Here is a 21,684-nt window from a genome sequence, read left to right as displayed (position 1 = left end):
TCAGCCCTTTCCGAGAACGACGCGAGGAGCACCGCCGGCCGGCACGACGATGCGGCCGCCCTGGAAGCCCTGCACGCACGACCCTGTCGTGTCGCACGTGGAAGCCGAGACCGGCCAGCCCAGCGCACCTCGCACCCAGCCCGCCGCGGAGTAAGTCGGAAGGGTCGTCGCCGGAACCGCGAACGTGCCCGCCGCACTGCGCAGCACCTGCACGTTGCGGAAGTTCTGCCCGAAACCCGCTCCGCGAGGACTGGAGATCGGATTCTCCGCAGACGTGGGCACGCCCCACGCGCCCGCCGCGCCTCCCGCGGCCCGATAGGCAGTGGCGACGGAGCCCCCGACCGCGAACACACCACCTTCGGAGGCCATCACGAGGCCGCCCTGGAAGTCCTGGGAGCACGACGTGGCGCTCGGGCACTTCGCGACTGCTGTCGGCCACCCGATCGTTCCGCGCACCCATCCCGCCGCCGCGTATGCCTTCAGCAGTGTGTTCGGCACGGCGAACGCGCCCGCCGAGCTTCGGAGAGCCTGCACGTTCTTGAAGTTCTGTCCGCTCCCGGTCGTCGCGCCACCGGTGATCGAACTCTCGGAACTCGTCGGCGCACCCCAGCTGCCCGCCACTCCGCCCGCTGCGACATAGGCAGCGCCGATGGCCCCCGACACGATCCGCGTCACTGTGCCGGCGCGCGTGATGACGCCACTCTGGAACGTCTGGGTGCAGTCCGTGCCGTCGCAGGCCGCTGGGGCCGTCGGCCAGCCGAGCGCACCCCGGACCCAGCCATGGCTCGCATAGTCGGTGAGGATCGCCGACGGCACGGCGAACGTCCCGGCAGGGCCCGACAGCGCCTGGACTCGCTGGAAGTTCTGCCCCGTTCCCGACCCGTTCGGGCCGACGAGCGAGCTCTGCGCCGAGGTCGGGTAGCCCCAGGCGCCCGACGGGCCGCCCGCGGTCCGGTACCCGGCGGCGATCCCGCCGGAGACCGCATGCAGAGATCCGTTGACACCGGCGACGTACCCGCCCTGGAAGGCCTGGACGCAGGTCGCGGTCGAGCACTGCGGCGACGCCGTCGGCCAGCCCAGATCGCCTCTCACCCAGCCCGCGGCCGCATGGACGGCGATCACGTTCACCGGCACCGCGAATGTGCCCGCGCCGCTGCTCAGAAGCTGGACGCGTTCGAAGTTCTGGCCGGCGCCGTCGCCGTTCGCCGTCGTCAGCGCCGTCCGCCCGGAGGTCGGGTAACCCCAGGAGCCGTTCATGCCGCCCGCTGCACGGTACAGACCCGCCGTGTCCCCGGTGACGGCGTAGGAGTTGGACCCCGTGTGACCGAGCCAGCCGTTCTGCGTCGCCTGTGCGCAGGCCCCCGAGCGGCACGCTTCAGCGGACGTCGGCCACCCGAGCTCCCCGCGAACCCATCCCAGTGCGGCGTAAGTGGTCAGCGCCTCGTTCGCGACGGCGAACACGCCCGCCGCGCTCGAGAGCACCTGCACGTTCTGGAAGTTCTGGCCGCTTCCGTTCCCCGTGGGGCTCGTGATCGGGTTCTGAGTGGACGTCGGGTACCCCCACGACCCCGGCGGGCCCCCTGCCGACCGATAGCGGTCCCACACGGCGCCGGTCACGAGGAACGCGCCCGCGTCCTCGGTCCATCCGATCGCTCCGCGCTGGTAGTCCTGCCAGCACCGGTCGGCACCCATCGCGCAGGATCGAGTGGCCAGCTGCGCACCGAGCGGGCCGCTCGCGCCACCCGAGGCGTTGTACGCCGCCGCGATCTTCGCACGGCCGTCGACGCCGCGCGTCGATCCGAACCAGTCGGTGAAGTAGTTGTAGAAGTTCCGGTTGCCGTACGACGAGCAGCTGTTCCCCGTGCCGTAGCCGGCCCGGAGTGCCGCGGCGTTGGGCTGATAGGGCGTGTAGTAGTAAAGGTTCGCCGTCGCCTGATTCTGAATCGCGACGGGCGCCGACCCGCATGCGCGGTTGGGGTGGTAGAGAAGGTTCCACGTCTTCCCGGGGGCGTACCACGTGAAGAACTGCGAGGTGCCCGGCGGGTTCGCGTAGCGCTTCATCTGCCACGCGCCGCCGTACACCTGGTTGAAGAACCCGTAATAGCGGGTGTCGCACCCGGCGGTGTCCGGGCATCCCTGGCCCATCGCAGCGCGGTAGTTGTACGCGGACGGAGCAGTCGAAGCGACAAGCCCCTGCTCCTTCTGGAGCATGACCAGGATCACCTGGGGGTTGATGCCGCACGCCTGGGCCACCTTGTAGATGATGCGCGACGCCCGTTCCCGCACACCACCCGAGTACGCCCCGCACATCGCGTCCGACGTCGTCGTCCGAGAGGTGTCGTAGTAGTCCTTCAGACACGTGTAGCCCGCTTGGCAGGCCTTCACCTTCGATTGGAGGAAGCTCTGGATCTGGGCCTCGCTCATCGTCGAACGGTTGAAGAACACGCCGTCCGAGATGATGTTCCCCGGTTGGAATCCGGACAGGTCGGCGGCCGCGACGATTCCCGTACTCGCGGGCGAACCCGCGGCGAGTGACGGGTCGGGCGCGGCGGTCGCGGCCGGGGCCGCGACGAGTCCGATGATCACCGCCGCGCTCGCGATCAACGCACCTGTCAACGTCGTCACGGACGCACGCGCGCCCCTCCACTCAGCCCCCGCCATGTGACCAGTGTGACGGAAGTGGCGAATGGTGACAACTCTGCCGTTGAATCCCCGCCGGACACGCCGGTCATGAGCGAACTCGCGGCGCGCTCTCAGTCACAGCTCCGCGTGCAGGTGCCACACCTTGTCGGCCGCCTCGCGCCACGAGAACGCTCGTCCGCGGTCTCCCGAGAGCACGGCGAGACGGTCGGCGGCGGCCGTCGAGCCGAGCGCTCGCGCGACGGCGTCAGCGAGTCCGTCAACGAGGGACGCGGCATCCGTCTCGTCGACGATCTCCCCGCCTTCGGCGATGATCTCGCGGTGCACCCCGGAGTCGGACGCGATCACCGGCACGCCGAGAGTCAGGGCGTCGACGACGCGCCACGGGAAACCGGTGAGCCGCGATGGTGCGATGAACGCCAGGGCGGCCCCGAAGACGGCGGCACGGTCCGCCGCGTCGAGCGCACCGCGAACATGCAGGCGCCGCTCCGGCAGGCCCGCACCGGCGGCGAGGTCGGCGACCGCCGGCTCGTGACCGTCCTCGACGTCGATCACCACCACCGGAAGATCCACCCCCGACGTGGCGATCGCCGCGAATCCCGCCTCGAGCGCGTCGGACGGAACCGGGCCGCCCGCGAGCAGCACGAACCCTTCGGGAAGGTCGAGCGCCCGCCGGCGGCCGACCTCGTCCGTCGGCACCGAGAAGCCCAGCGGCGACGCGCCGGCGATCACACGGATGCGGTCACCGAGTGCCGCGATCTCGCTCAGCCGCTGCGCGATCGAGTGCGTCGGCACCACGACCGCGTCGGCGAACTTTACGGCGCGCTTGAGCATCGCGCGGTACCACCCCACAGCCGACCGCGAAAGCTCCCCCGGCGACTCCCAGGGGCGGAGATCCCACACGGTCACGACGCTCTGATCGTGGTCGTGCACACGATCGTGACGCACCAACGGGGCGAACAGCGTCGGCGAGTGGATCATCCCGCCGCCGATCCCGGTTCCCACGCCGAGCTGCAGCGCGGCGGCGAGCTCGCGCCGGGGCAGCGCCGTGCGCCGCACGCCTGCGATGCCCGCGATCTCGACCGCCCCGCCGCCCGCGGGGGCGATCCCTTCGACCTCGCACCCTGCCGGGGCTCCGGCGACGAGGGCGCGAGTGAGGTCCCGCGACGCTTCGGCCAGCACGGGCTCCGTGGGCACGACCAGCTGATCGAGCATGACGCGAAGAGTCGCGACCACGGCTCAGCCCTCCGGCGTCGAGGTCGGCGTCGGCGGGTGGAGCTTCGAACGGACCAGCTCCTGGATGTACGCGTAGTCGGGGGCGTACTCGTCGATGCCACCCTCGGGCGTGAGCTCGATCGTCTGGACCGGCTGCTCCTGCGCCTTGAGCGCGAGGTCCGCGAGGAAGGGGATGAGCGACTGCGGCAGGTCGGTCTTCACGATGTCGGCACCTGCTGCCGCGACATCCTGGAACCGCGTGAGCACGGTCTGCGGGGTGAACTGCGCGAGGATCGCCTGCTGAAGGATGCGCTGCCGCTGCATGCGGTCGAAGTCGTCGGTCGTGTACCGCGATCGCGCGTACCACTGGGCGGTGTCGCCGTTCATGTGCTGCGGACCGGCTTCGATCCAGCCGGTCGCCCACTCGTCGACCGGCTGCCCCTCGTACGCGGGACCGCCGCCCTTGGGCAGTCGTTCGTCGACGGTGACGTCCACGCCCCCGAGCGCGTCGATGAGCGAGGCGAACCCGTGCATGTCGATGAAGACGTAATAGGGGATCTCGATGCCGAGGATGCCCTCGGCGGCGTCCTTCGTGGCCTCGATGGCGGGCTCGGAGCCGTTCGCCACGGCGTCGGGATACAGCGCGGTGCCGTCCTGGCAGACCTCCACCTCGGTGCGCAGCTGGTTGATGCCGCTGCCCCACCCGCAGGTCGGGTCGGAGAAGCCCTCGTGACCGTCGGGGTAGCGATCCTGCATCGGGCCCTCCGCGAAGGGGAAGTGCGGCATATCGCGCGGGATGCCGGTGATCGTCGTCGCTCCCGTCTCTGCGTTCACCGAGACGACGGAGATGCTGTCGAAGCGCATCGAATCGCGGCCCGCTCCGCTGTCGGCGCCGAGGAGCAGGATGTTGTAGTAGCCGTCGGACGGCTCGACCGCCGGGCCGCTCACACCGAAGATCGCCCCGAGGGTGTCGCGTGTCGTGCCCGCGATGCTCGCGGCATATGCTGCCGTCCCGCTCGCGACCACGAGGAGGCCGACGGCGAGCGCGGCGATCCCGAAGCGTGCCGCTCCCCCGGTCTTGACGAGGCGCACGAGCCGCAGCGTGTCGATCGTGAGGATGATCCAGAGGAGCGCGTAGGCGATCAGCACCGCCTGTGCCAGCAGCAGTGCGAACCAGTTCGTCGCAACGGTCAGGAACACCGACTGCCAGAGGAGTGCGCAGAGCACGGTGAGGATGAGGAGCACCCACATCAGCAGCGTCGCGGCGAGGCCGAGCCTGCCGAGTCGTCGGTTTCCGGCCAGCGCCTGGGCCGACCCGGGCAGCAGGAAGTTCAGCACCACCAGCCACCAACCGCGCCGCGACATCATCGCGCGCGAGCCGGTGTCCGGGTAACGGAGCGGTCGCTCCTCGACCAGCTGCACCGCGCGCACCCCGGGCGTGGGGCGCACCGCGCTCGCGACGCTCACAGCGACTCCTTGAGCCGCCGGTTCTTCTCCTCGACCTGCGCCTCGAGCGTGCGGGCGTACTCCTCGACGCGGTCAGCCAGGGCTGCGTCGGAGGTGGCGAGGATGCGGGCGGCCAGCAGTCCGGCGTTCTTCGCACCGTTGATGGAGACCGTGGCGACGGGGATGCCCGCGGGCATCTGGACGATGCTCAGCAGCGAATCCATCCCGTCGAGCGTCGCGAGCTGCACCGGCACGCCGATGACGGGGAGGGCGGTGACCGAGGCGAGCATGCCCGGCAGATGGGCCGCGCCGCCGGCCCCCGCGATGATCGCCCGGAGGCCGCGCGAGCGCGCCTCGCGCCCGTAGCGCATGAGCTTGTCGGGCGTTCGGTGGGCCGAGACGACCTCGACCTCGTGCGGCACGGCGAAGTCCGTGAGGATCTGGGAGGCGTCGCTCATGACGCGCCAGTCGGAGTCGGAGCCCATGACGACGCCGACCAGCGGCGCGTCGGAGGAATGCAGCGGCCGGGTCACCCGACAAGGCTAGGGGGCGAGGCTGGAAGAACCCCGCAACGGCGCGGCCCGGCTCGCGATCGCGGGACGCGTCGGGTGCCTGCCGGGTCGGTCAGTCGAGGAAGAAGGATGCCGCGGCCCGCGCACGGTACACGACGTCGTCCAGGTCGTCCCCCGCCACGTTCACGTGGCCCACCTTGCGGCCCGGACGCGGCGCCTTGCCGTAGGTGTGGATCTTCGCATCCGGGCACTCGGCCATCGCCGCCGCGAACCGGTCGTCGAGCGAGTCGTGCTCGGGGCCCCCGAGCACGTTGACCATCACGGACCACGGCGCGCTCGGTGAAGAGTCGCCGAGCGGAAGATCGAGGACCGCGCGCAGATGCTGCTCGAACTGGCTGGTCACGGCTCCGTCCTGGGTCCAGTGGCCGCTGTTGTGCGGGCGCATCGCCAGCTCGTTGACCAGCAGTCGCTCGTCGGTCGTCTCGAACAGCTCGACCGCCAGCATCCCGGTCACGCCCAGCCCCTGTGCGATCTCGACACCGATCCGCGCCGCGACCTCGAGCAGACGCTCACTCGCCTTGGGTGCCGGCGCCAGCACCTCGGCACACACGCCGTCGCGCTGGATCGTCTCGACCACCGGGTAGACGGCGATCTCACCCGACGGACGTCGCGCCACCTGCTGCGCGAGTTCGCGCGAGAAGTCCACGAGCTCCTCGACGAGCAGGGCGCCGCCGCGCGCGTCCTCCGCGAGTGCGGCGAACCAGTCGTCGGCCTCGGTCGCCGCGCCGACCACCCGCACGCCCTTGCCGTCGTATCCTCCGCGCGGCGTCTTCACCACCGCGCGTCCGCCGTGCGCGTCGAGGAACGCCTGCAGCTCATCGGGTCCAGTGACAGCCGCCCAGTCCGGCTGCGGCATCCCGAGCTCCGCGAGCCGCGCGCGCATCACGAGCTTGTCCTGCGCCACGGCGAGGGCGTCCGGTCCGGGGTGGACCGCGATGCCCGCGTCGACCAGCACCGCCAGCACATCCTGCGGCACATGCTCGTGGTCGAAGGTGACGACGTCGACCTCCTTCGCGAACGCGAGGACGGTGTCGGCGTCGCGATAGTCGCCGACCTCCGTGGCGGCGAGCGAAGCCGCCATCCGCTCCTCCTCGGCCAGCACCCGGAGGTCGAGGCCGAGTTCGACGGCGGGGGCGATCATCATCCGGGCGAGCTGTCCGCCGCCGACCACTCCGACTCGCAATGCCATTCCGCCACCTCTCTCTGCGCGATCACTCCATCATCCCGCACGGTCGCGCGGCGGACGAGCGCTCAGCGGCGGACAGGCGGCGGCGGAGGCGGCGGAAGCGGCGGCTGCGCGTCGCGGTGCGCGAGGATCTGGTTGACCTCGACCTGGTCCACGAGCGCCTCATGGACCAGCTCGACACTCGGCACGTTGACGAGCCGCAGCGGAGCATCGACACCGTTCGTCAGGGTGAGGGTGCCTGCCCCCCACATGCGCTGAAGGAGTCCTCGCCGGACCTGGATGGCGTATCCGCGCACGTGGTCGAGTTCGCGGCGGCGAGCACCGAACACGCCCGAGCGCTCGAGCACCCGTCGCGTGGTGATCGTGTACACGTGCGCCCACCAGCTGAGGAACGGCAGCACGACCAGGAGCAGGATGATCGCTGCCGCCCCGGCCAGCAGCATCCAGTTCTCGAGCGGGGCGGGCAGATTGCCGTAGAAGAACCCGACCGCGCCGGCGACCGCGATGAGGACGAGCGCCGACCAGGTCAGCCGCCGAGCGTGGCCGCGGAATCGCGCGACGCGCAGCTCGGGCGTCGGCGCACCGGGCACCGGCGTCATCGGCCGGCCGCCGTAACTGATCGGCTGCGTCATAGAGCCATTCTGCGCGCCCGCGCCGACACGGCGCTCACGCACCGCCGCTTCGCGTCATGCGCGGTCTTCGCCGTCACCGGACGTGGACGACGTCCCCTGCCGACACCGCGCTCTCGAACTCCGAGTCCTGCACCACCACGAGCCGTCCGTCGTCGTCGATGCGCTGCGCGCGGCCGCGCAGAACCTCTCCATCGGGCAGCGACACGGCGACGTCGCTGCCGAGCGTCGAGCACAGCGCCTCGACCTCGGCGAGGACGCCCGCCGCGGCGGCGTTGCCCCGCGCACCGGTGAGGGCGTCGAGGTGCTCGGCGAGCGCGGTGACGTACTCGGCGATCAGGGCGTCGTCGTCGACCTCGAGGCCGAGCGCCTCGAACGAGGTGGCCGTCTCGACGGGGAGGTCGGCCTTGGGCATCCGGGTGTTGACGCCCGACCCGATGACCACCGCGTCGGGCTGACCGGGGACGACCTCTGCCAGGATGCCGCACACCTTGTAGCCGTCGAGCAGCACGTCGTTCGGCCACTTGAGCCGGACGGAGTGCCCGCGCCCGCGCAGCTGGGCGGCTATCGCCCGTGTCATGGCGGCCCCCGCGACCAGAGGGATCCAGCCGCGTGAAGCCGGAGGGATGCCGCCGATCCGGACGATGACGGACAGCGCGAGGGCCGTTCCGGGCGGGGTCGTCCACGTGCGGTCCAGCCGCCCGCGCCCCGCCCGCTGATCGGTGGTGAGGAGCAGCGAGAGGTGCGGCCACTCGTCAGGGGCCTCGCCGGCGTGCTTGACCACGTCGGCGTTCGTGGAGTCGGTGGTGTCGACCACCTGCACGCGCGGGCTGACTTCGGCGGACCGGGGATAGCCGTCCGAGGGAATGGACATACGGTTCACGCTACTGCGGCGTCATCGGTTGCGCAGCCCGGTGTACTGGACCCAGAGCTTCCGCGAGCCGTACTGGACCTGGTACCAGTTCCTCTGCGCATCGTGGACTTGGATCAGCACGCCGGCGGGGATTGTGACCGCCACCGATCCTCCGGGCGAGGTCCGCAGAAGCGACGGTGTCCGGGTGACCATCTGCTGCACGGGATAACTCGCCGCTGTGCCGAAGGAGCCGTTGAGGTGCGTGTACACCGTCCGGGAGATCGCACGCAACGCCGCCTGCGGCGGACCGTTGTCGCCGATGATCGAAAGGACGTACGTCGATCGCGGGCCGGTGACGATAGCGGTGTCGCCTTGCATGAGTCCGGACGCGATCCAGAGCGCTCCCGGCTTGCTCGCCTGCGGCACTCCGGCGGGGATGCCCGACGGGATGCGCGACTTCCATATCTGCATGCGCATCACGGTGAGCATCGCCTTGGTGGCGGCGGGAGAGAGGAGTGTTCCCTTCGAGAGGCGCTCAGCCAGCCAGGCGAGATCGTTGGAAGTGGTGCGATTGCCGGCGTAGAGCACACTCGTCCCTCGAGGGACGGATCCGTAGCTCGTGTTCGTGAACCCTGCCGCGCGGATCATGCGGTTGACCTCCGCGAGGCCGATCCAGTGGACGATGTCCGAGTGGCAGTAGTTGTCGGACGCGTGGATCATGACGTAGATGCAGACGCCGAGCGTCACACCGGACGGCAGTACGGTGCTCGATCGCGCGCGCCCTTCGTCGATGCGTTTGTAGGCCGCGTACGCCGCGAACAGCTTCATCATGCTCGCAGGCTCCTTGCGGGTCCCGCCTCCGACGCTGGTGATCTGACCGATGCCGCCCACCTGCCGAACGGTCACGTGATAGCTGCCCGCGTAGTTCGACATGGTGGACCGGACCGCCGCGTTGAGCGCCGACTCGAGTCGCGCTTTCTCGGTCGAGCACTTCGTGTTCGCTGCGACCGCAGGAGCGAGGGCGATCGTGTCGCCGAGGAGGAGCAGCGGCTTGCCTGCGTTGGTGATGTGGGTCGCGATGCCGTCCGGCACGCACTCCGGGAAGGTGTAGTAGAGCGGCTGGGCAGTCGCGCCCGTCACCGCCGCGGCGATCCCGAGGTCGGCGGCGCGGTTCGGGTTCACGATCAGCGAGACGGTCCGAGCGGCCCCCGCCTGGTAGGCGACGGTCGCTGACAGCGACATGGCATCGGTCCGCGTGACGCGCGAGACGCCGAATCCCGCGTTCTTGAGCGCGGTCTCGTACGCTGCGGTGATCGTCGCGGTGCTCTGGACGATCACGATGGATCGTGTGCCCGCCGCCCGGAGCGCCTGCACCGTCGCACTGTCGAGGGGCGCAGCGTGTCCGTTGACGACGAGAACCCGCTTCTTGCCGACCGAGGCGAGAGTGGTCGCCAGCGGGGCATCGGCCATCGTCAGCGCGCCGGCCAGGTAGACGGTGTCGGCCGCGGCTGTCTGCTGCGCGAAGACGTTGCGGGCGGTCTCGTAGATGTTCGCCCCGGAGATCCGGGTCACGTTCGCGGAAACGCCGCGCGCCGCGGTCACCACGGCTTCCGAGACGAACGACGGTCCGCCGACGACGAGGATCGTCGCAGGAGCCAGCCTGCGGAGCTCGGTGAGCACAGCTGCGGGAATGGCCGTCGGGGTGGTGTACAGCATCGCCGCTTGACGGTCGGCCGCAAGGCCCGCACCCACCGCACCGTAGATGGGCCACGCACCAGGAGCGAGGATGACCGTCGACGCGCCCCCCGGGAACAGCGCGCGCGAGGCGTTGACGGCCGCCGCGTAGGGATCGGCGCCCACGCTGATCCGCGTCGTGGCCGGTGCCGGCACCGCGAGGGCGGAGGCATCGATGCGTGCGGAGCTGGAGTCGTCTTCCGCCTCGGGCGCCACGGTCTCCGGCGCGAGCTCGGGCGCGGACGGCGCCTGCCCGTCCGGCTCGGGAATCGCCGTCTCGGTCGGAGCCGGCGTCGGGGCTGGGGTGGCCCCCTCGGCATCTGGCCCGGGATCCGACGTCTCCTCGACGATGTCGGTCGGCTGCGGCGTGGGCACCGCGTCGGTATCGAGCGCGCGGGCCCCGCCCGCATCCGCATACGTCGGCACCAGAAGGCCCAGCGCCACGACGAGGGCGACGGTCCGCAGCATCCGCCTCTTCACGACATTATTCACACCAGTCACTATGCCGACGACCCTAGCGGCAAGCGTTCGCGCAGGGAATGAGAGCGGCGTGAGAGTTCGCGCCTCGGTCGGTCGGTGCGTTCAGGGGCCGGTCGGCCGCAGGTCGACTGACAGACAGCACATCCCTGTTCCCCTTGTACGAACCCTCCAACCGTTCGGCAAACCCCGCCGATAGGGTGGAATGCGTGACCGATCAGCCCGACCTCTTCACGACCGCCGGCAAGATCGCCGACCTCCGCGCGCGCTACCAGGAAGCCGTCCTCGATGCCGAGGCCGTGGCCCAGGAGAAGCAGCACGCGAAGGGCAAGGGCACCGCCCGCGAGCGCATCGAGCAGCTCGTCGACCCCGGCAGCTTCGTCGAGCTCGACGAGTACGTCCGCCATCGCACCACCGCGTTCGGCATGGACAAGTCCCGGCCGTACGGCGACTCGGTGGTCACGGGCGTGGGCACGATCCATGGGCGCACCGTCGCGGTCTACTCGCAGGACTTCTCGACCTTCGGCGGATCGCTCGGCGAGGTCGCCGGCGAGAAGATCATCAAGGTCATGGAGTTCGCGCTGCGCTCGGGCATCCCGATCGTCGGGATCCTCGACTCGGGCGGCGCGCGCATCCAGGAGGGCGTCGTCGCGCTCGGCAAGTACGGCGAGATCTTCCGTCTGAACACCCAGGCGTCCGGTGTGATCCCGCAGATCTCGATCATCATGGGCCCGGCCGCCGGCGGGGCGGTCTACTCCCCCGCGCTCACCGATTTCGTGGTCATGGTCGACAAGACCAGCCAGATGTTCGTCACCGGTCCCGACGTCATCAAGACGGTGACCGGCGAGGACGTCGGCATGGAGGAGCTGGGCGGCGCGCACACGCACAACACCCGCTCGGGCGTCGCCCACTACCTCGCCGAGGATGAGGAGGACGCGATCGACTACGTCCGCTCGATGCTCGGTTTCCTCCCCGACAACAACCTGGCCGAGGTCCCGGTCTACGAGACGGGCTTCGAGTTCGAGACCACCGACGCCGACCGCGCTCTCAACGCGCTGATCCCGGACTCCCCGAACCAGCCCTACGACATCCACCAGGTCATCCGCGGGATCGTCGACGCCGAGGACTTCCTCGAGGTGCAGCCGCTGTTCGCCCCCAACATCGTGATCGGCTTCGGCCGCATCGAGGGCCGCTCCGTCGGCATCATCGCCAATCAGCCCTCGCAGATGGCCGGCACGCTCAACATCGAGGCCGGCGAGAAGGCCAGCCGGTTCGTGCGCTTCTGCGACGCGTTCTCCATCCCGATCGTCACGCTCGTCGACGTTCCGGGCTACCTCCCCGGCACCGACCAGGAGTGGACCGGCGTCATCCGCCGTGGCGCGAAGCTCCTCTACGCGTACGCCGAGGCCACCGTGCCGCTCGTGACGGTGATCCTGCGCAAGGCGTACGGCGGCGCCTACATCGTGATGGGGTCCAAGCAGCTCGGCGCCGACATCAACCTCGCGTGGCCCACCGCCGAGATCGCCGTCATGGGCGGTCAGGGCGCGGTGAACATCCTCTATCGCGGCGAGATCAAGCGCGCCGAGGCCGCCGGCGAAGACGTCGCGGCGGTGCGGACGCGTCTCGCGAACGAATACACGTACAACGTCGCATCGCCGTTCCTCGCCGCCGAGCGCGGCGAGCTCGACGGCATCATCGAGCCGGCGCAGACGCGGGTGTCCATCGCGAAGGCGCTTCGGGCGCTCCGCGGCAAGCGCGCGAGCCTGCCGCCCAAGAAGCACGGGAACATCCCCCTGTGAGCCTTCCCGAGGGCGACGCCGAAGGCGTCACGATCGACGTCCTCCGCGGCACCCCCACCGAGGAGGAGCTGGCCGCGCTCATCGCCGTGGTGAGCGAGGCCTACGTCGGCGAGGCCGCGGAGGCGGTCGCCGACGACGCGGCGGTGCGCTCCGCATGGTCGCTCACCCAGCGCAATCTGCGCGCCCCGCTGCGCCGTGAGCTGGGCTGGCGGGGTTACTCGGGCTGACCCGGTGCCGGTGCTGCGGACGACGCCGAAATCCGCGCACGAATGTCCCCCGAAATACCTACAGACGGACTTCTCACCCCCCGGCGATACTTGTATCGCTGGAACGCTTCTGCGTTCGGCTGACTCGCTCTCCGCGCTGCGGTGGATCCGAGTTCGGCCACGCGGACTGTTTTCGGGTAACAGTCCGCCAGGCGAGGGGCGGGCGGCTTCGCCGCCCCTCGCCTCCTTCCTCTCACTCCCCGCCTCGGTTCCCCTCCCCCACCGAGACGGGGAGCAGTTTTTTGCGGATGCCACGCGCCGGACACGCCGCTCGCGCGACGATCAGCGGCCCGAGCGGCTTCGGATGTACCTGCGCGCCGGCTTCAGGCCACGCCGGGGTGCGGTATCTCGCGCCAGAGGTCGACGCCGTCCTCCTCGGACGGCCCTCCCACCGAGGGCGAACGGCCGACGACCGTGACCGCGACGCGTGCGTCGGGCGACGTGCGGATGTAGAGGCGGTCGGAGCTCGCGGACCGCAGCGCTTCGGCGAGCTGCCCGCGGATGACGGAGAGGGAGGTCTCGTCGAGCCCTTCGAGCCCGCCCTCGTCGAGCACCGTGACGTTCGCGCCTCGCCGTCGCGCGCGCTCGAGCTCGGCGCGCACCTCGTCGTCGAGGAGACGCGGGCCGCGCATCTCGTCGCGCAGTCGCCCCTCGGCCAGCCGGGCTTCGAGCCGGTCGTCGTCGGTCAGACGCCCGCCGGTCGCGACGGTGCGCGTCAGCACCGGGCCTGCGACCGCGAGGGCCTGCTGCACCTGCACGCGGCGCTCGCGCTGGCGACCGACCTGCGACGCCTGCCAGGCGGAAGCCGCGCGCTGCAGCTGTGCGAGCCGCGACGTGTCGCGCGCGGCGCGGTCGAGCGAGCGCACCAGCAGCTGCGCGCACGTCACCCACACGATCGACCCGACGAGCCCGAGGGCCAGCGCCGCAGCGGGGCCCATCCAGACCATCGATCCGACCGTGAGGATCGCGATGCCCGCCCACGCGGTCCAGGGCCGCCGGCGCACCATGACGATCGTCATCAGCGCACCGATGCCTCCGAGGTACCAGGTCGCGAAGCCCGCGGTCACCGATTCCGGACCGACGGCGAACGAGATCGCGCTGGGCACGAGGACCGCAGCGACGAGCGCGAGGATCTGCGCAGGGATCGGCAGCCGCGCGCGGGGACGGTCGACATCGCCGATGTGCTCCTCCTCTTCCGGAGTGCCCGTGCGCGCGGGCTCCCAGAAGATGCAGAGCCACGTCGTGGCGAGGTACATGCCCAGGGTGGCCACGACGATGAGCGGGTACGGCACGGGCGCCGTCCACCACAGCCCGCGCGCGGCCAGGTAGGCCGTGAAGGCGACGGCGAGGGCGACGAGGACGTTCTTCACGCTGATCATGCGACGCCCTCCCGCCACTCGAGACGGACGGTCGTGCCGTGCGGACCGGAGTCGATGTCGGAGGATCCGCCGACGGCGGCGACGCGCGCGAAGATCGACGCGCGGATGCCGAGTCGGTCATCGGGCACGTCGTCGAGATCGAAGCCCTCTCCGCGATCGCGCACCTCGACGTGCACCTCGGATCCGTATGCCGACACGGCGACGGTGAGCCCGACACCCCCCGCGTGCTGCAGGGCGTTGGCGATCGCCTGCGTCGCGGCCAGGACCAGGGCGCGCGCGACGCGACCAGGGACCTGGGGCCCGTCGTAGGAGATCGCCCGGTCGACCATCAGCTCGGCGCCGAGCTCGTGCGCGGCCGCGTCGATGTCATCGGCGATCGAGTGCGCGTCGCGCGGCTCGTCCGGCCCCTCGTGCGCGTCCTGCTCGGTGTTGGCGAGGCGAGTCAGCGCCTCACGCGCCATGCCGACCGCGAGCGTCTGCGCCCGGGGCGTGTCGGCTCGCTCCGCCGCGATGAGCGCGGCGAGCACGCTGTCGTGCATGAGCGCGGCGACCGCGATGCGCTCCTGCTCCGCAGCATCCGCCGCCGCGGCCTGCGCGTACGACGCGACCGCCCGTGCCCGCGTCTCGTCGACGTTGGCGGCGACGGAGCGGAACACCCAGCCGAGCGTGAGGATCACGCCACCGAGGATCAGGGCGAACGAGACGTCGAGGCCGTTCGCGAACCAGAACTCCGTCGCGAAGTCGCCCTGGATGAGTCGGACCAGCCCGAACAGCAGCGGCGCGAGAATCGTCCAGACGATCTGCAGAGGGAACGGGAAGGCGAGCACCGCAGCGAGGGTGGCGATGTTGACGAGATACCAGATCCACGGCTGCGGCGTCGCCGGCGGGTCCGTCCCCGCGGTCGCGATGGGCCAGGCGAGCAGCGCGAGGATGTAGACGAACGCGAAGACACCGGCGGCGATGCGCACGCCGCGTCCGATGAAGCACGCGATGATCATCACCGCGAGCGGAGCGAAGACGCCGATGACGAGGGGCTCGTGCCATCCGGGCCGTTCCTCCGAGGGGCCGAGCGCGCTCAGGAACGCCTGCAGCCCGAGCACCAGCGAGCCGAATCCGGCGACGATCGAGATGATGCGCTCGACGCGGGTCCTCGTGAAGGAGCCGATGCCGGCGGTCGCCTCCCGCGAAGTCGGGATGTGGCCCCAGGCGCTGTCGAGAGCTGCCGGTGCGTCAACCGCCACGGGCGATGTCCTCCGGATCGGTGGCCGACTCGGCGAGGATCCCGTCCTCCATGGCCCGGCGCAGCAGGTCGACCTTGGTGGGGGCGGGACGCCCCACCTCGACGTACTTGACGCGGACCCGCGTGATGTTCTCCTTGGCGGTCGAGTACGCCACGCCGAGGCGGTCGGCGACGACCTTGAGCGGGAGGCCGGCCGCGTAGAGCCGCAGCACCTCGCGCTCGCGGGCCGACAGCTGCGCGTCGGCGAACTCCCTGTCGCCCTCGACCGCGCTCGCCCACTCGACGTTGTTGAGGGGCTCACCCTTGGCGACGGTGCTGACGGCGGCGATGACGTCATCGATGCGCGAGGACTTGCTGACGACACCCGCCGCGCCCGCGGCGAGCGCTTCCCGAACAGCCGCGGGACGGTCCGCGACACTGTGGATGATCACGCTCGAACCATCCATCACGAGGCGCCGCACATTCTCGGTGACCGTGGTGCCGTCTCCGAGCGTGAGATCGAGCACGACGACATCGGCCGGCGCCGACGCGGTCGAGGCACGCCATTTGAGGTAGTCCGTCACGGTGCTGCCCGAGAACACGACGTCCTTGGCGCCGACGCGGGCGCAGGCGGCCTCGAGCCCGAGCCTGACGGACTCGTGGTCGTCGATGAGCGCAACCCGGGTCATGTCGTCAGCCTAACGTCGCCGGAGGGCCGCGTCAGGGTAGCCACGGCCTCGACATGGTGCGAATGAGGGAACAGATCGAGGGCGTGGACGACGGATGCCTCGTACCCTGCGGCCCGGAACGTCGCGAGGTCCCGCGCCAGCGCCACCGGATCGCACGCGACGTAGACGACCGCCGCCGGGCCGAGGCCGGCGACGGACTCGACCACCGCCCTGCCAGCGCCGGCACGCGGCGGATCGAGCAGGACGACGCCGCGCGACAGCCGCTCGCGCTCCGCCGCGGACGCCTCCGCCTCGACCCGGGCGAGCCAGCGATCTACGCGCGCGGTCTCGGCGCGGGCGCCCACCCACTCGGCGAGGTTCTCTCCGGCGTGCTCGGTCGCGCGGGCATCCGATTCGACGGTCGTCACCCGTGCCGCGGCACCGCCGACGTCGCCCATGGTCGCGGCGAAGAGCCCGACGCCGCCGTACAGGTCGAGGTGCCAGGCATCCGCTCCCCACTCCACCTGCGACCCGAGACCGCGCAGCGCGTCGGCAACGGTACCGGCGAGGGTCTCGGCGGCGAGGCGGTGCACCTGCCAGAAGCCGCCGGCGTCGACACGGAACTCCCGCGACCCGACCCGCTCGATGACGACCTCGGGCGATCGCGCAGGACGTGTCGACACGCTGCGCCTGCGGCCGCTTCCTGCGCGCGGCGCCTCGGGCCGCGGCAGCACGCGCACCCGGCCGTCGGCCGGCTGGACGAGATCGATGCGGCCGGGCTCTCCCGTGCGCAGGTCGATCGCGGCCCGCTCGACGGCGGCGGTCGCGAGCGGCAGGTCGTCGACCGGGATGACGCGGTGACTGCGCGCCGCGTAGGGGCCCACGTTCCCGTCGGCGTCGACGTGCAGGCTCACCCGGGTGCGCCAGCCGGTCCCGTCGGTGGACTCCGCACCGCCGGGGGTGCCGGCGGGCGCGATCGTCGCGACCGGGTCGGCGATCCCGCCGAACCGCTGCAGGGCGTCACGCAGGACCCGCAGCTTGAGCTCCCGCTGGTGCTCGAGCGCGATGTGACCGAAGTCCGCGCCGCCGGGACGCTGCTCGGGGGCGACGGAGATGTCGGCCTGGCGCCAGATGTGCGCGCGGCGGTGGGGCGAGGCATCCAGCACCTCCAGCGCCTCAGCACGCCAGAACGAGCTCTTGCTGGTGTCGGTGATCCTCACACGCACCCGCTCGCCGGGCAGCGCGTCGGGAACGAAGACGACACGACCCTGGTGCCGTGCGACGAACACTCCCCCGTGAGCGACGTCGCCGATCTCGAGATCGATGGTCCGCCCGGCCTCTGCTGTCGAATCGGTCACGAGGGAGAGCCTACGGTGGACCCATGCGCGTGTGCCTCGCCTCGACCTCGCCCGCCCGCCTGATGCTCCTGCAGCAGTTCGGCATCCGCCCCCTCACCGTCGCGCCCGACGTGGATGAAGAGGGAGTGATCGCCGCCGTCGAGGCCGCCGAGGACCGCGTGCTCGCGCCGGACGAGCACGTCCTCCTCCTCGCGCGCCGCAAGGCGGCCGACGTCGCGGCACGGCTGGCCGACGACATCCCCGATTTCGACGGCGTCGTGATCGGCGGCGACTCCATGTTCGAGCTCGGCGGCGACGTGCTCGGCAAGCCCCTCACGGCCGACAACGCGATCGCGCGCTGGCATGCGATGCGGGGCCGCACCGGGGTGCTCCACTCGGGCCACGCCGTCGTGCGCGTGGCGCCGGGAACGGCCCCGCGCGAGGTGCACGCGGTGGCCGAGGCGTCCGTCACCTTCGCCGACGACGTGACGGATGCCGAGATCGAGGCGTACGTCGCATCCGGGGAACCCCTCCACGTCGCGGGAGCCTTCACCGTCGACAGTCTCGGCGGGGCGTTCATCACGCGGGTCGAGGGTGACCCGTCGACCGTGGTCGGCATGTCGGTCTCGACCCTCCGCCGGCTCGTGCGCGAGCTCGATGTCGACTGGCCGTCACTGTGGAACACGACGGACCGTTCGCTCGAGAGGACCGACCTCGGCGAGCCGGAAGGCGGCGAGCGCGCGGGGTGACCGCAGCCGGCGCGGCGAGTCGCGGCATCCGCTCGCCTGTCGACGTTGTGGACGCGCGCCCATGTTTTTCGCCGGTTCTTGTGCGAACCACTCAAAACCAGGCCCCGCACCGTCGGTAGGCTGGCACGCATGCCCCAGATCGCCAAGGTTCTCGTTGCCAACCGCGGCGAGATCGCCGTCCGCGTCATCCGCGCCGCCCGCGACGCCGGCAAGTCGTCCGTCGCCGTCTACGCCGACCAGGACCGCGACGCCATGCACGCCCGCCTCGCCGATGAGGCGTACGCGCTCGAAGGCGCGACGAGCGCCGAGACGTACCTGTCGATCGACAAGATCCTCTCGGTCGCGCGCCGCTCGGGCGCCGACGCGGTGCATCCGGGCTACGGGTTCCTCGCCGAGAACGCCGACTTCGCGCGCGCCGTCATCGGTGCGGGCCTGATCTGGATCGGTCCGAGCCCTGAGGCGATCGAGGCCCTCGGCGACAAGGTCACTGCACGTGCGGTCGCCGAGAAGGTCGGCGCTCCCCTCGCTCCGGGCACCCCCGGCCCCGTCGCGGGCGCCGACGAGGTCGTCGCCTTCGCGGAGCAGGTGGGTCTGCCGATCGCCATCAAGGCGGCGTACGGCGGCGGCGGCCGCGGCCTCAAGGTCGCCCGCACGATCGACGAGGTTCCCGAGCTGTTCGAGTCCGCGACCCGCGAGGCGATCACCGCCTTCGGCCGCGGCGAGTGCTTCGTCGAGAAGTACCTCGACAAGCCGCGGCACGTCGAGACGCAGTGCCTGGCCGATGCCGCGGGCAACGTCGTGGTGATCTCGACGCGCGACTGCTCGCTGCAGCGCCGTCATCAGAAGCTCGTCGAGGAGGCACCCGCGCCGTTCCTGAGCGACGAGCAGAACAAGACCCTGTACGACGCGTCGAAGGCCATCCTCAAGGAGGTCGGCTACATCGGCGCCGGAACGTGCGAGTTCCTCATCGGCGCCGACGGCACCATCTCCTTCCTCGAGGTCAACACCCGCCTCCAGGTCGAGCACCCGGTCTCCGAAGAGGTCACCGGGATCGACCTGGTCCGCGAGCAGTTCCGCCTCGCCGAGGGCGAGGAGCTCGGCTACGGCGACCCGACGCCCGAGGGCCACTCGATCGAGTTCCGCATCAACGGCGAGGACCCCGGCCGCGGCTTCCTGCCGCAGCCCGGCCCGATCCACGTCTTCAAGACCTTCGGCGGCCCCGGCATCCGGCTCGACTCCGGTGTCACCGCCGGCGACAGCGTCTCGGGCGCCTTCGACTCGCTGCTCGCGAAGATCATCGTCACCGGCCGCGACCGCGCCGAGGCGCTCGAGCGCTCGCGCCGTGCGCTGGACGAGTTCGAGGTCGCCGGCATGCCCACGGTCCTCCCGTTCCACCGCAAGGTCGTCCGCGACCCCGCGTTCACGGCGGAGGGCGGCGTCTTCGGCGTGTTCACGCGCTGGATCGAGACCGAGTTCGTGAACGACATCGCTCCGTGGGACGGCGAACTCGAGTCGCCCAAGCCCAGCGAGCACCGCCACACCGTCGTCGTCGAGGTCGCGGGAAAGCGCCTCGAGGTGAGCCTGCCCGATCGCGTCGTGGCTGCGCCCGGTGTCGCCGGTCGCCCCGCCGCCGTGCCGCCGTCGCGCCGCTCGCACGCACCGTCGGTGGTCTCCGGAGCCTCGGGCGACGCGGTGAAGGCCCCGATGCAGGCGACGATCGTCAAGGTCGCCGTCGAAGAGGGCCAGCAGGTCGTGAAGGGCGACCTCGTCGTCGTCCTCGAGGCGATGAAGATGGAGCAGCCCATCCAGGCGCATAAGGACGGTGTGATCGGCGCGATCAACGCCGACGCCGGCACCACGGTCTCCGCCGGGCACCAGCTGCTCACGATCAGCTGACGCCGTTCTCCCCCGGATCGAGGAAGATCCCCCGATCGAGGATCTGCAGGCACGATCCGTCCTCGATCCGCGAGATCTCCTCGGTTCCCGACTCCACGCGCCGGCGACATCGGTCGGCACGGCGGGCGAGCGGATGCCGCGCCCGCGGCCGCGGCCGCGCCGGGAGGGTCAGCCCCCGTACACCTTGTGGTCGACCACGTGCATCGCGCGCGCGGCATCCGTGATGCTGCCCGACAGCGACGGGTAGACCGCGAAGACGCGGGAGACCTGGTCGACCGTCAGCCGGCGCTCGACGGCGATCGCGATCGGGTAGATCAGCTCGGACGCGCGGGGTCCGACGATGACGCCGCCGATCACCGTGCCGCTCCCCTCGCGCGCGATGAGCTTCACGAAGCCGTCCTTGATGCCCATCATCTTGGCGCGCGGGTTGGCCGCGAGCGGGAGCTTGTGCACGACGCCGTTGATGCCGCCCTCGACGATGTCCTTCTCCTGCCACCCGATCGTGGCGATCTCGGGCGCAGTGAAGATGTTCGACGTGATGCGGCGGCGCTCGAGCGGGATCACCACGTCGCCGAGCGCGTGGAAGATCGCGGTGCGCCCCTGCATGGACGCGACCGATGCCAGCGGAACGAAGGTCGTGCAGTCACCCGCGGCGTAGATGTTCGGCACGGAGGTGCGCGCGACGCGGTTCACCTGGATGTGGCCGGACTCGGTCATCTGCACGCCCGCCTGCTCGAGGCCGATGCCCGCCGTGTTCGGGATCGAGCCCACCGCGACGAGGCAGTGGCTGCCCTCGACGGTGCGGCCGTCGCTGAGCGTCGCGACGACGCGGTCGCCGAGGTTCTCGACCTTGTCGGCACGGCTCTTCGACAGCAGCGTCATGCCACCGCGCTTGAACACGCGCTCGAGCACGGCCGCGGCATCCGAGTCCTCGCCCGGAAGCACCTGGTCGCGGCTCGACACGAGCGTGACCTTGGCGCCGAGATTCATGTACGCGCCGGCGAACTCGGCGCCGGTGACACCCGATCCGACGACGATGAGGTGCTCGGGGATCGCCTTCATGTCGTACAGCTGCGTCCACGTGAGGATGCGCTGCCCGTCGGGCTTGGCCGTCGGCAGCTCGCGGGGCGACGACCCCGTCGAGACGAGAAGCGTGTCGGCCTCGATGCGGTCGAAGTCCGTGCCGCCCGGGCCGGTGGAGACGACGACGGCGTTCTCTCCCTCGAGGCGACCGTGGCCGGAGATGATGCGGACGCCGGCCTCGGCGAGCGAGGCGCGCATGTCGTCGGACTGCTGCCGTGCGAGCGAGAGCAGACGCTTGTTGACGGCGGCGAGGTTGATGGCGATCTCGGGCTTGAGCGGCTTGCCGTCCTCGCCCTTGGCGAACAGCTGCACTCCGAGGTCGCTGGCGCCGGCGATCGCGACGGCGGCGTCGGCGGTGGCGATGAGGGTCTTCGAGGGGACGACGTCGGTGATGACCGCGGAGCCGCCGATGCCGGCGCGTTCGACGACGGTCACCTCGGCTCCGAGCTGGGCGGCGGCCAGCGCCGCTTCGTAGCCGCCGGGTCCGCCGCCGATGATGGCGACGCTCTGAGTGCGCTCGAAGCTCAAGGACATGA

General features: G+C 71.0%; 17 protein-coding genes. 4 read left to right on the top strand and 13 right to left on the bottom strand.

The features are described 5' to 3' along the window. The 8 genes from OB08_RS10995 to OB08_RS10960 form a co-directional block, all read right to left on the bottom strand. A complete protein-coding gene (locus tag OB08_RS10995) occupies positions 1-2,625 on the bottom strand; it encodes an LGFP repeat-containing protein (protein ID WP_461474651.1) in 2,625 nt (874 codons plus the stop codon). 132 nt (positions 2,626-2,757) lie between these two features. After that, complete coding sequence (locus tag OB08_RS10990; protein ID WP_461474649.1) at positions 2,758-3,876, bottom strand: glycosyltransferase; 1,119 nt, start codon at positions 3,874-3,876, stop codon at positions 2,758-2,760. A gap of 3 nt (positions 3,877-3,879) precedes the next feature. Next, positions 3,880-5,322, bottom strand: a complete 1,443-nt coding sequence (locus OB08_RS10985; RefSeq protein WP_461474647.1) for an LCP family protein — start codon at positions 5,320-5,322, stop codon at positions 3,880-3,882. Then, positions 5,319-5,786: a 5-(carboxyamino)imidazole ribonucleotide mutase gene (gene purE / locus OB08_RS10980; RefSeq protein WP_461474756.1), complete on the bottom strand. Its 468-nt coding sequence runs from the start codon at positions 5,784-5,786 to the stop codon at positions 5,319-5,321. Before purE ends, OB08_RS10985 begins: the two co-directional genes overlap by 4 nt. 139 nt (positions 5,787-5,925) lie before the next feature. Then, entirely contained in the window at positions 5,926-7,062 is a 1,137-nt protein-coding gene (locus OB08_RS10975; protein WP_461474646.1) for a 5-(carboxyamino)imidazole ribonucleotide synthase, read from the bottom strand. 62 nt (positions 7,063-7,124) lie between these two features. Beyond that, on the bottom strand, positions 7,125-7,691 hold the full coding sequence (locus OB08_RS10970; protein WP_461474644.1) for a PH domain-containing protein: 567 nt from the start codon (positions 7,689-7,691) through the stop codon (positions 7,125-7,127). A gap of 73 nt (positions 7,692-7,764) precedes the next feature. Next, entirely contained in the window at positions 7,765-8,562 is a 798-nt protein-coding gene (locus OB08_RS10965) for a biotin--[acetyl-CoA-carboxylase] ligase (protein ID WP_461474642.1), read from the bottom strand. Between the two features lie 21 nt (positions 8,563-8,583). Beyond that, on the bottom strand, positions 8,584-10,743 hold the full coding sequence (locus OB08_RS10960; protein ID WP_461474640.1) for a serine hydrolase: 2,160 nt from the start codon (positions 10,741-10,743) through the stop codon (positions 8,584-8,586). Between the two features lie 218 nt (positions 10,744-10,961). Between OB08_RS10960 and OB08_RS10955 the strand changes: the two genes are divergently transcribed. Then, positions 10,962-12,551: an acyl-CoA carboxylase subunit beta gene (locus OB08_RS10955; RefSeq protein WP_461474638.1), complete on the top strand. Its 1,590-nt coding sequence runs from the start codon at positions 10,962-10,964 to the stop codon at positions 12,549-12,551. Then, positions 12,548-12,778 (top strand): acyl-CoA carboxylase subunit epsilon, encoded by a 231-nt coding sequence (locus tag OB08_RS10950; protein ID WP_461474636.1) that lies wholly within the window; start codon positions 12,548-12,550, stop codon positions 12,776-12,778. Before OB08_RS10955 ends, OB08_RS10950 begins: the two co-directional genes overlap by 4 nt. Positions 12,779-13,140: 362 nt before the next feature. Here the strand turns inward: OB08_RS10950 and OB08_RS10945 are convergent, their stop codons facing one another. Genes OB08_RS10945 through OB08_RS10930 form a run of 4 tightly spaced genes read right to left on the bottom strand, consistent with a single transcriptional unit; the run spans position 13,141 to position 17,441 of the window. After that, complete coding sequence (locus OB08_RS10945; protein WP_461474634.1) at positions 13,141-14,196, bottom strand: hypothetical protein; 1,056 nt, start codon at positions 14,194-14,196, stop codon at positions 13,141-13,143. Continuing rightward, positions 14,193-15,437: a sensor histidine kinase gene (locus tag OB08_RS10940; RefSeq protein WP_461474632.1), complete on the bottom strand. Its 1,245-nt coding sequence runs from the start codon at positions 15,435-15,437 to the stop codon at positions 14,193-14,195. The genes OB08_RS10945 and OB08_RS10940 overlap by 4 nt, the downstream gene beginning before the upstream one ends. Then, positions 15,427-16,104: a response regulator gene (locus OB08_RS10935; RefSeq protein WP_461474630.1), complete on the bottom strand. Its 678-nt coding sequence runs from the start codon at positions 16,102-16,104 to the stop codon at positions 15,427-15,429. Before OB08_RS10935 ends, OB08_RS10940 begins: the two co-directional genes overlap by 11 nt. Beyond that, positions 16,101-17,441, bottom strand: coding sequence for a class I SAM-dependent RNA methyltransferase (locus tag OB08_RS10930; protein WP_461474628.1), 1,341 nt, complete (start codon positions 17,439-17,441; stop codon positions 16,101-16,103). Before OB08_RS10930 ends, OB08_RS10935 begins: the two co-directional genes overlap by 4 nt. A gap of 23 nt (positions 17,442-17,464) precedes the next feature. Here OB08_RS10930 and OB08_RS10925 point away from each other — a divergent pair, with 23 nt between their 5' ends. Both OB08_RS10925 and OB08_RS10920 read left to right on the top strand, forming a co-directional pair. Then, the gene (locus OB08_RS10925; RefSeq protein ID WP_461474626.1) at positions 17,465-18,169 is read left to right on the top strand and encodes a Maf family protein; all 705 of its coding nucleotides are present in this window, start codon (positions 17,465-17,467) and stop codon (positions 18,167-18,169) included. Positions 18,170-18,298: 129 nt separating this feature from the next. After that, complete coding sequence (locus tag OB08_RS10920; RefSeq protein ID WP_461474624.1) at positions 18,299-20,065, top strand: acetyl/propionyl/methylcrotonyl-CoA carboxylase subunit alpha; 1,767 nt, start codon at positions 18,299-18,301, stop codon at positions 20,063-20,065. Between the two features lie 168 nt (positions 20,066-20,233). Here OB08_RS10920 and OB08_RS10915 read toward each other — a convergent pair whose 3' ends face one another. Further along, on the bottom strand, positions 20,234-21,682 hold the full coding sequence (locus OB08_RS10915) for an NAD(P)H-quinone dehydrogenase (protein WP_461474622.1): 1,449 nt from the start codon (positions 21,680-21,682) through the stop codon (positions 20,234-20,236). Positions 21,683-21,684 lie beyond the last annotated feature (2 nt).

The sequence above is a fragment of the Microbacterium sp. HJ5 genome (genome assembly GCF_054824025.1).
This window is presented reverse-complemented; position numbering and strand designations above follow the sequence as displayed.

Coding starts and splice junctions, on each gene's coding strand:
- OB08_RS10935 (WP_461474630.1), bottom strand. CDS start 16,104: ATGACCCGGGTTGCGCTCATCGACGACCACGAGTCCGTCAGGCTCGGG.
- OB08_RS10925 (WP_461474626.1), top strand. CDS start 17,465: ATGCGCGTGTGCCTCGCCTCGACCTCGCCCGCCCGCCTGATGCTCCTG.
- OB08_RS10915 (WP_461474622.1), bottom strand. CDS start 21,682: ATGTCCTTGAGCTTCGAGCGCACTCAGAGCGTCGCCATCATCGGCGGC.
- OB08_RS10975 (WP_461474646.1), bottom strand. CDS start 7,062: ATGGCATTGCGAGTCGGAGTGGTCGGCGGCGGACAGCTCGCCCGGATG.
- OB08_RS10970 (WP_461474644.1), bottom strand. CDS start 7,691: ATGACGCAGCCGATCAGTTACGGCGGCCGGCCGATGACGCCGGTGCCC.
- purE (WP_461474756.1), bottom strand. CDS start 5,786: ATGGGCTCCGACTCCGACTGGCGCGTCATGAGCGACGCCTCCCAGATC.
- OB08_RS10945 (WP_461474634.1), bottom strand. CDS start 14,196: ATGATCAGCGTGAAGAACGTCCTCGTCGCCCTCGCCGTCGCCTTCACG.
- OB08_RS10920 (WP_461474624.1), top strand. CDS start 18,299: ATGCCCCAGATCGCCAAGGTTCTCGTTGCCAACCGCGGCGAGATCGCC.
- OB08_RS10965 (WP_461474642.1), bottom strand. CDS start 8,562: ATGTCCATTCCCTCGGACGGCTATCCCCGGTCCGCCGAAGTCAGCCCG.
- OB08_RS10960 (WP_461474640.1), bottom strand. CDS start 10,743: ATGCTGCGGACCGTCGCCCTCGTCGTGGCGCTGGGCCTTCTGGTGCCG.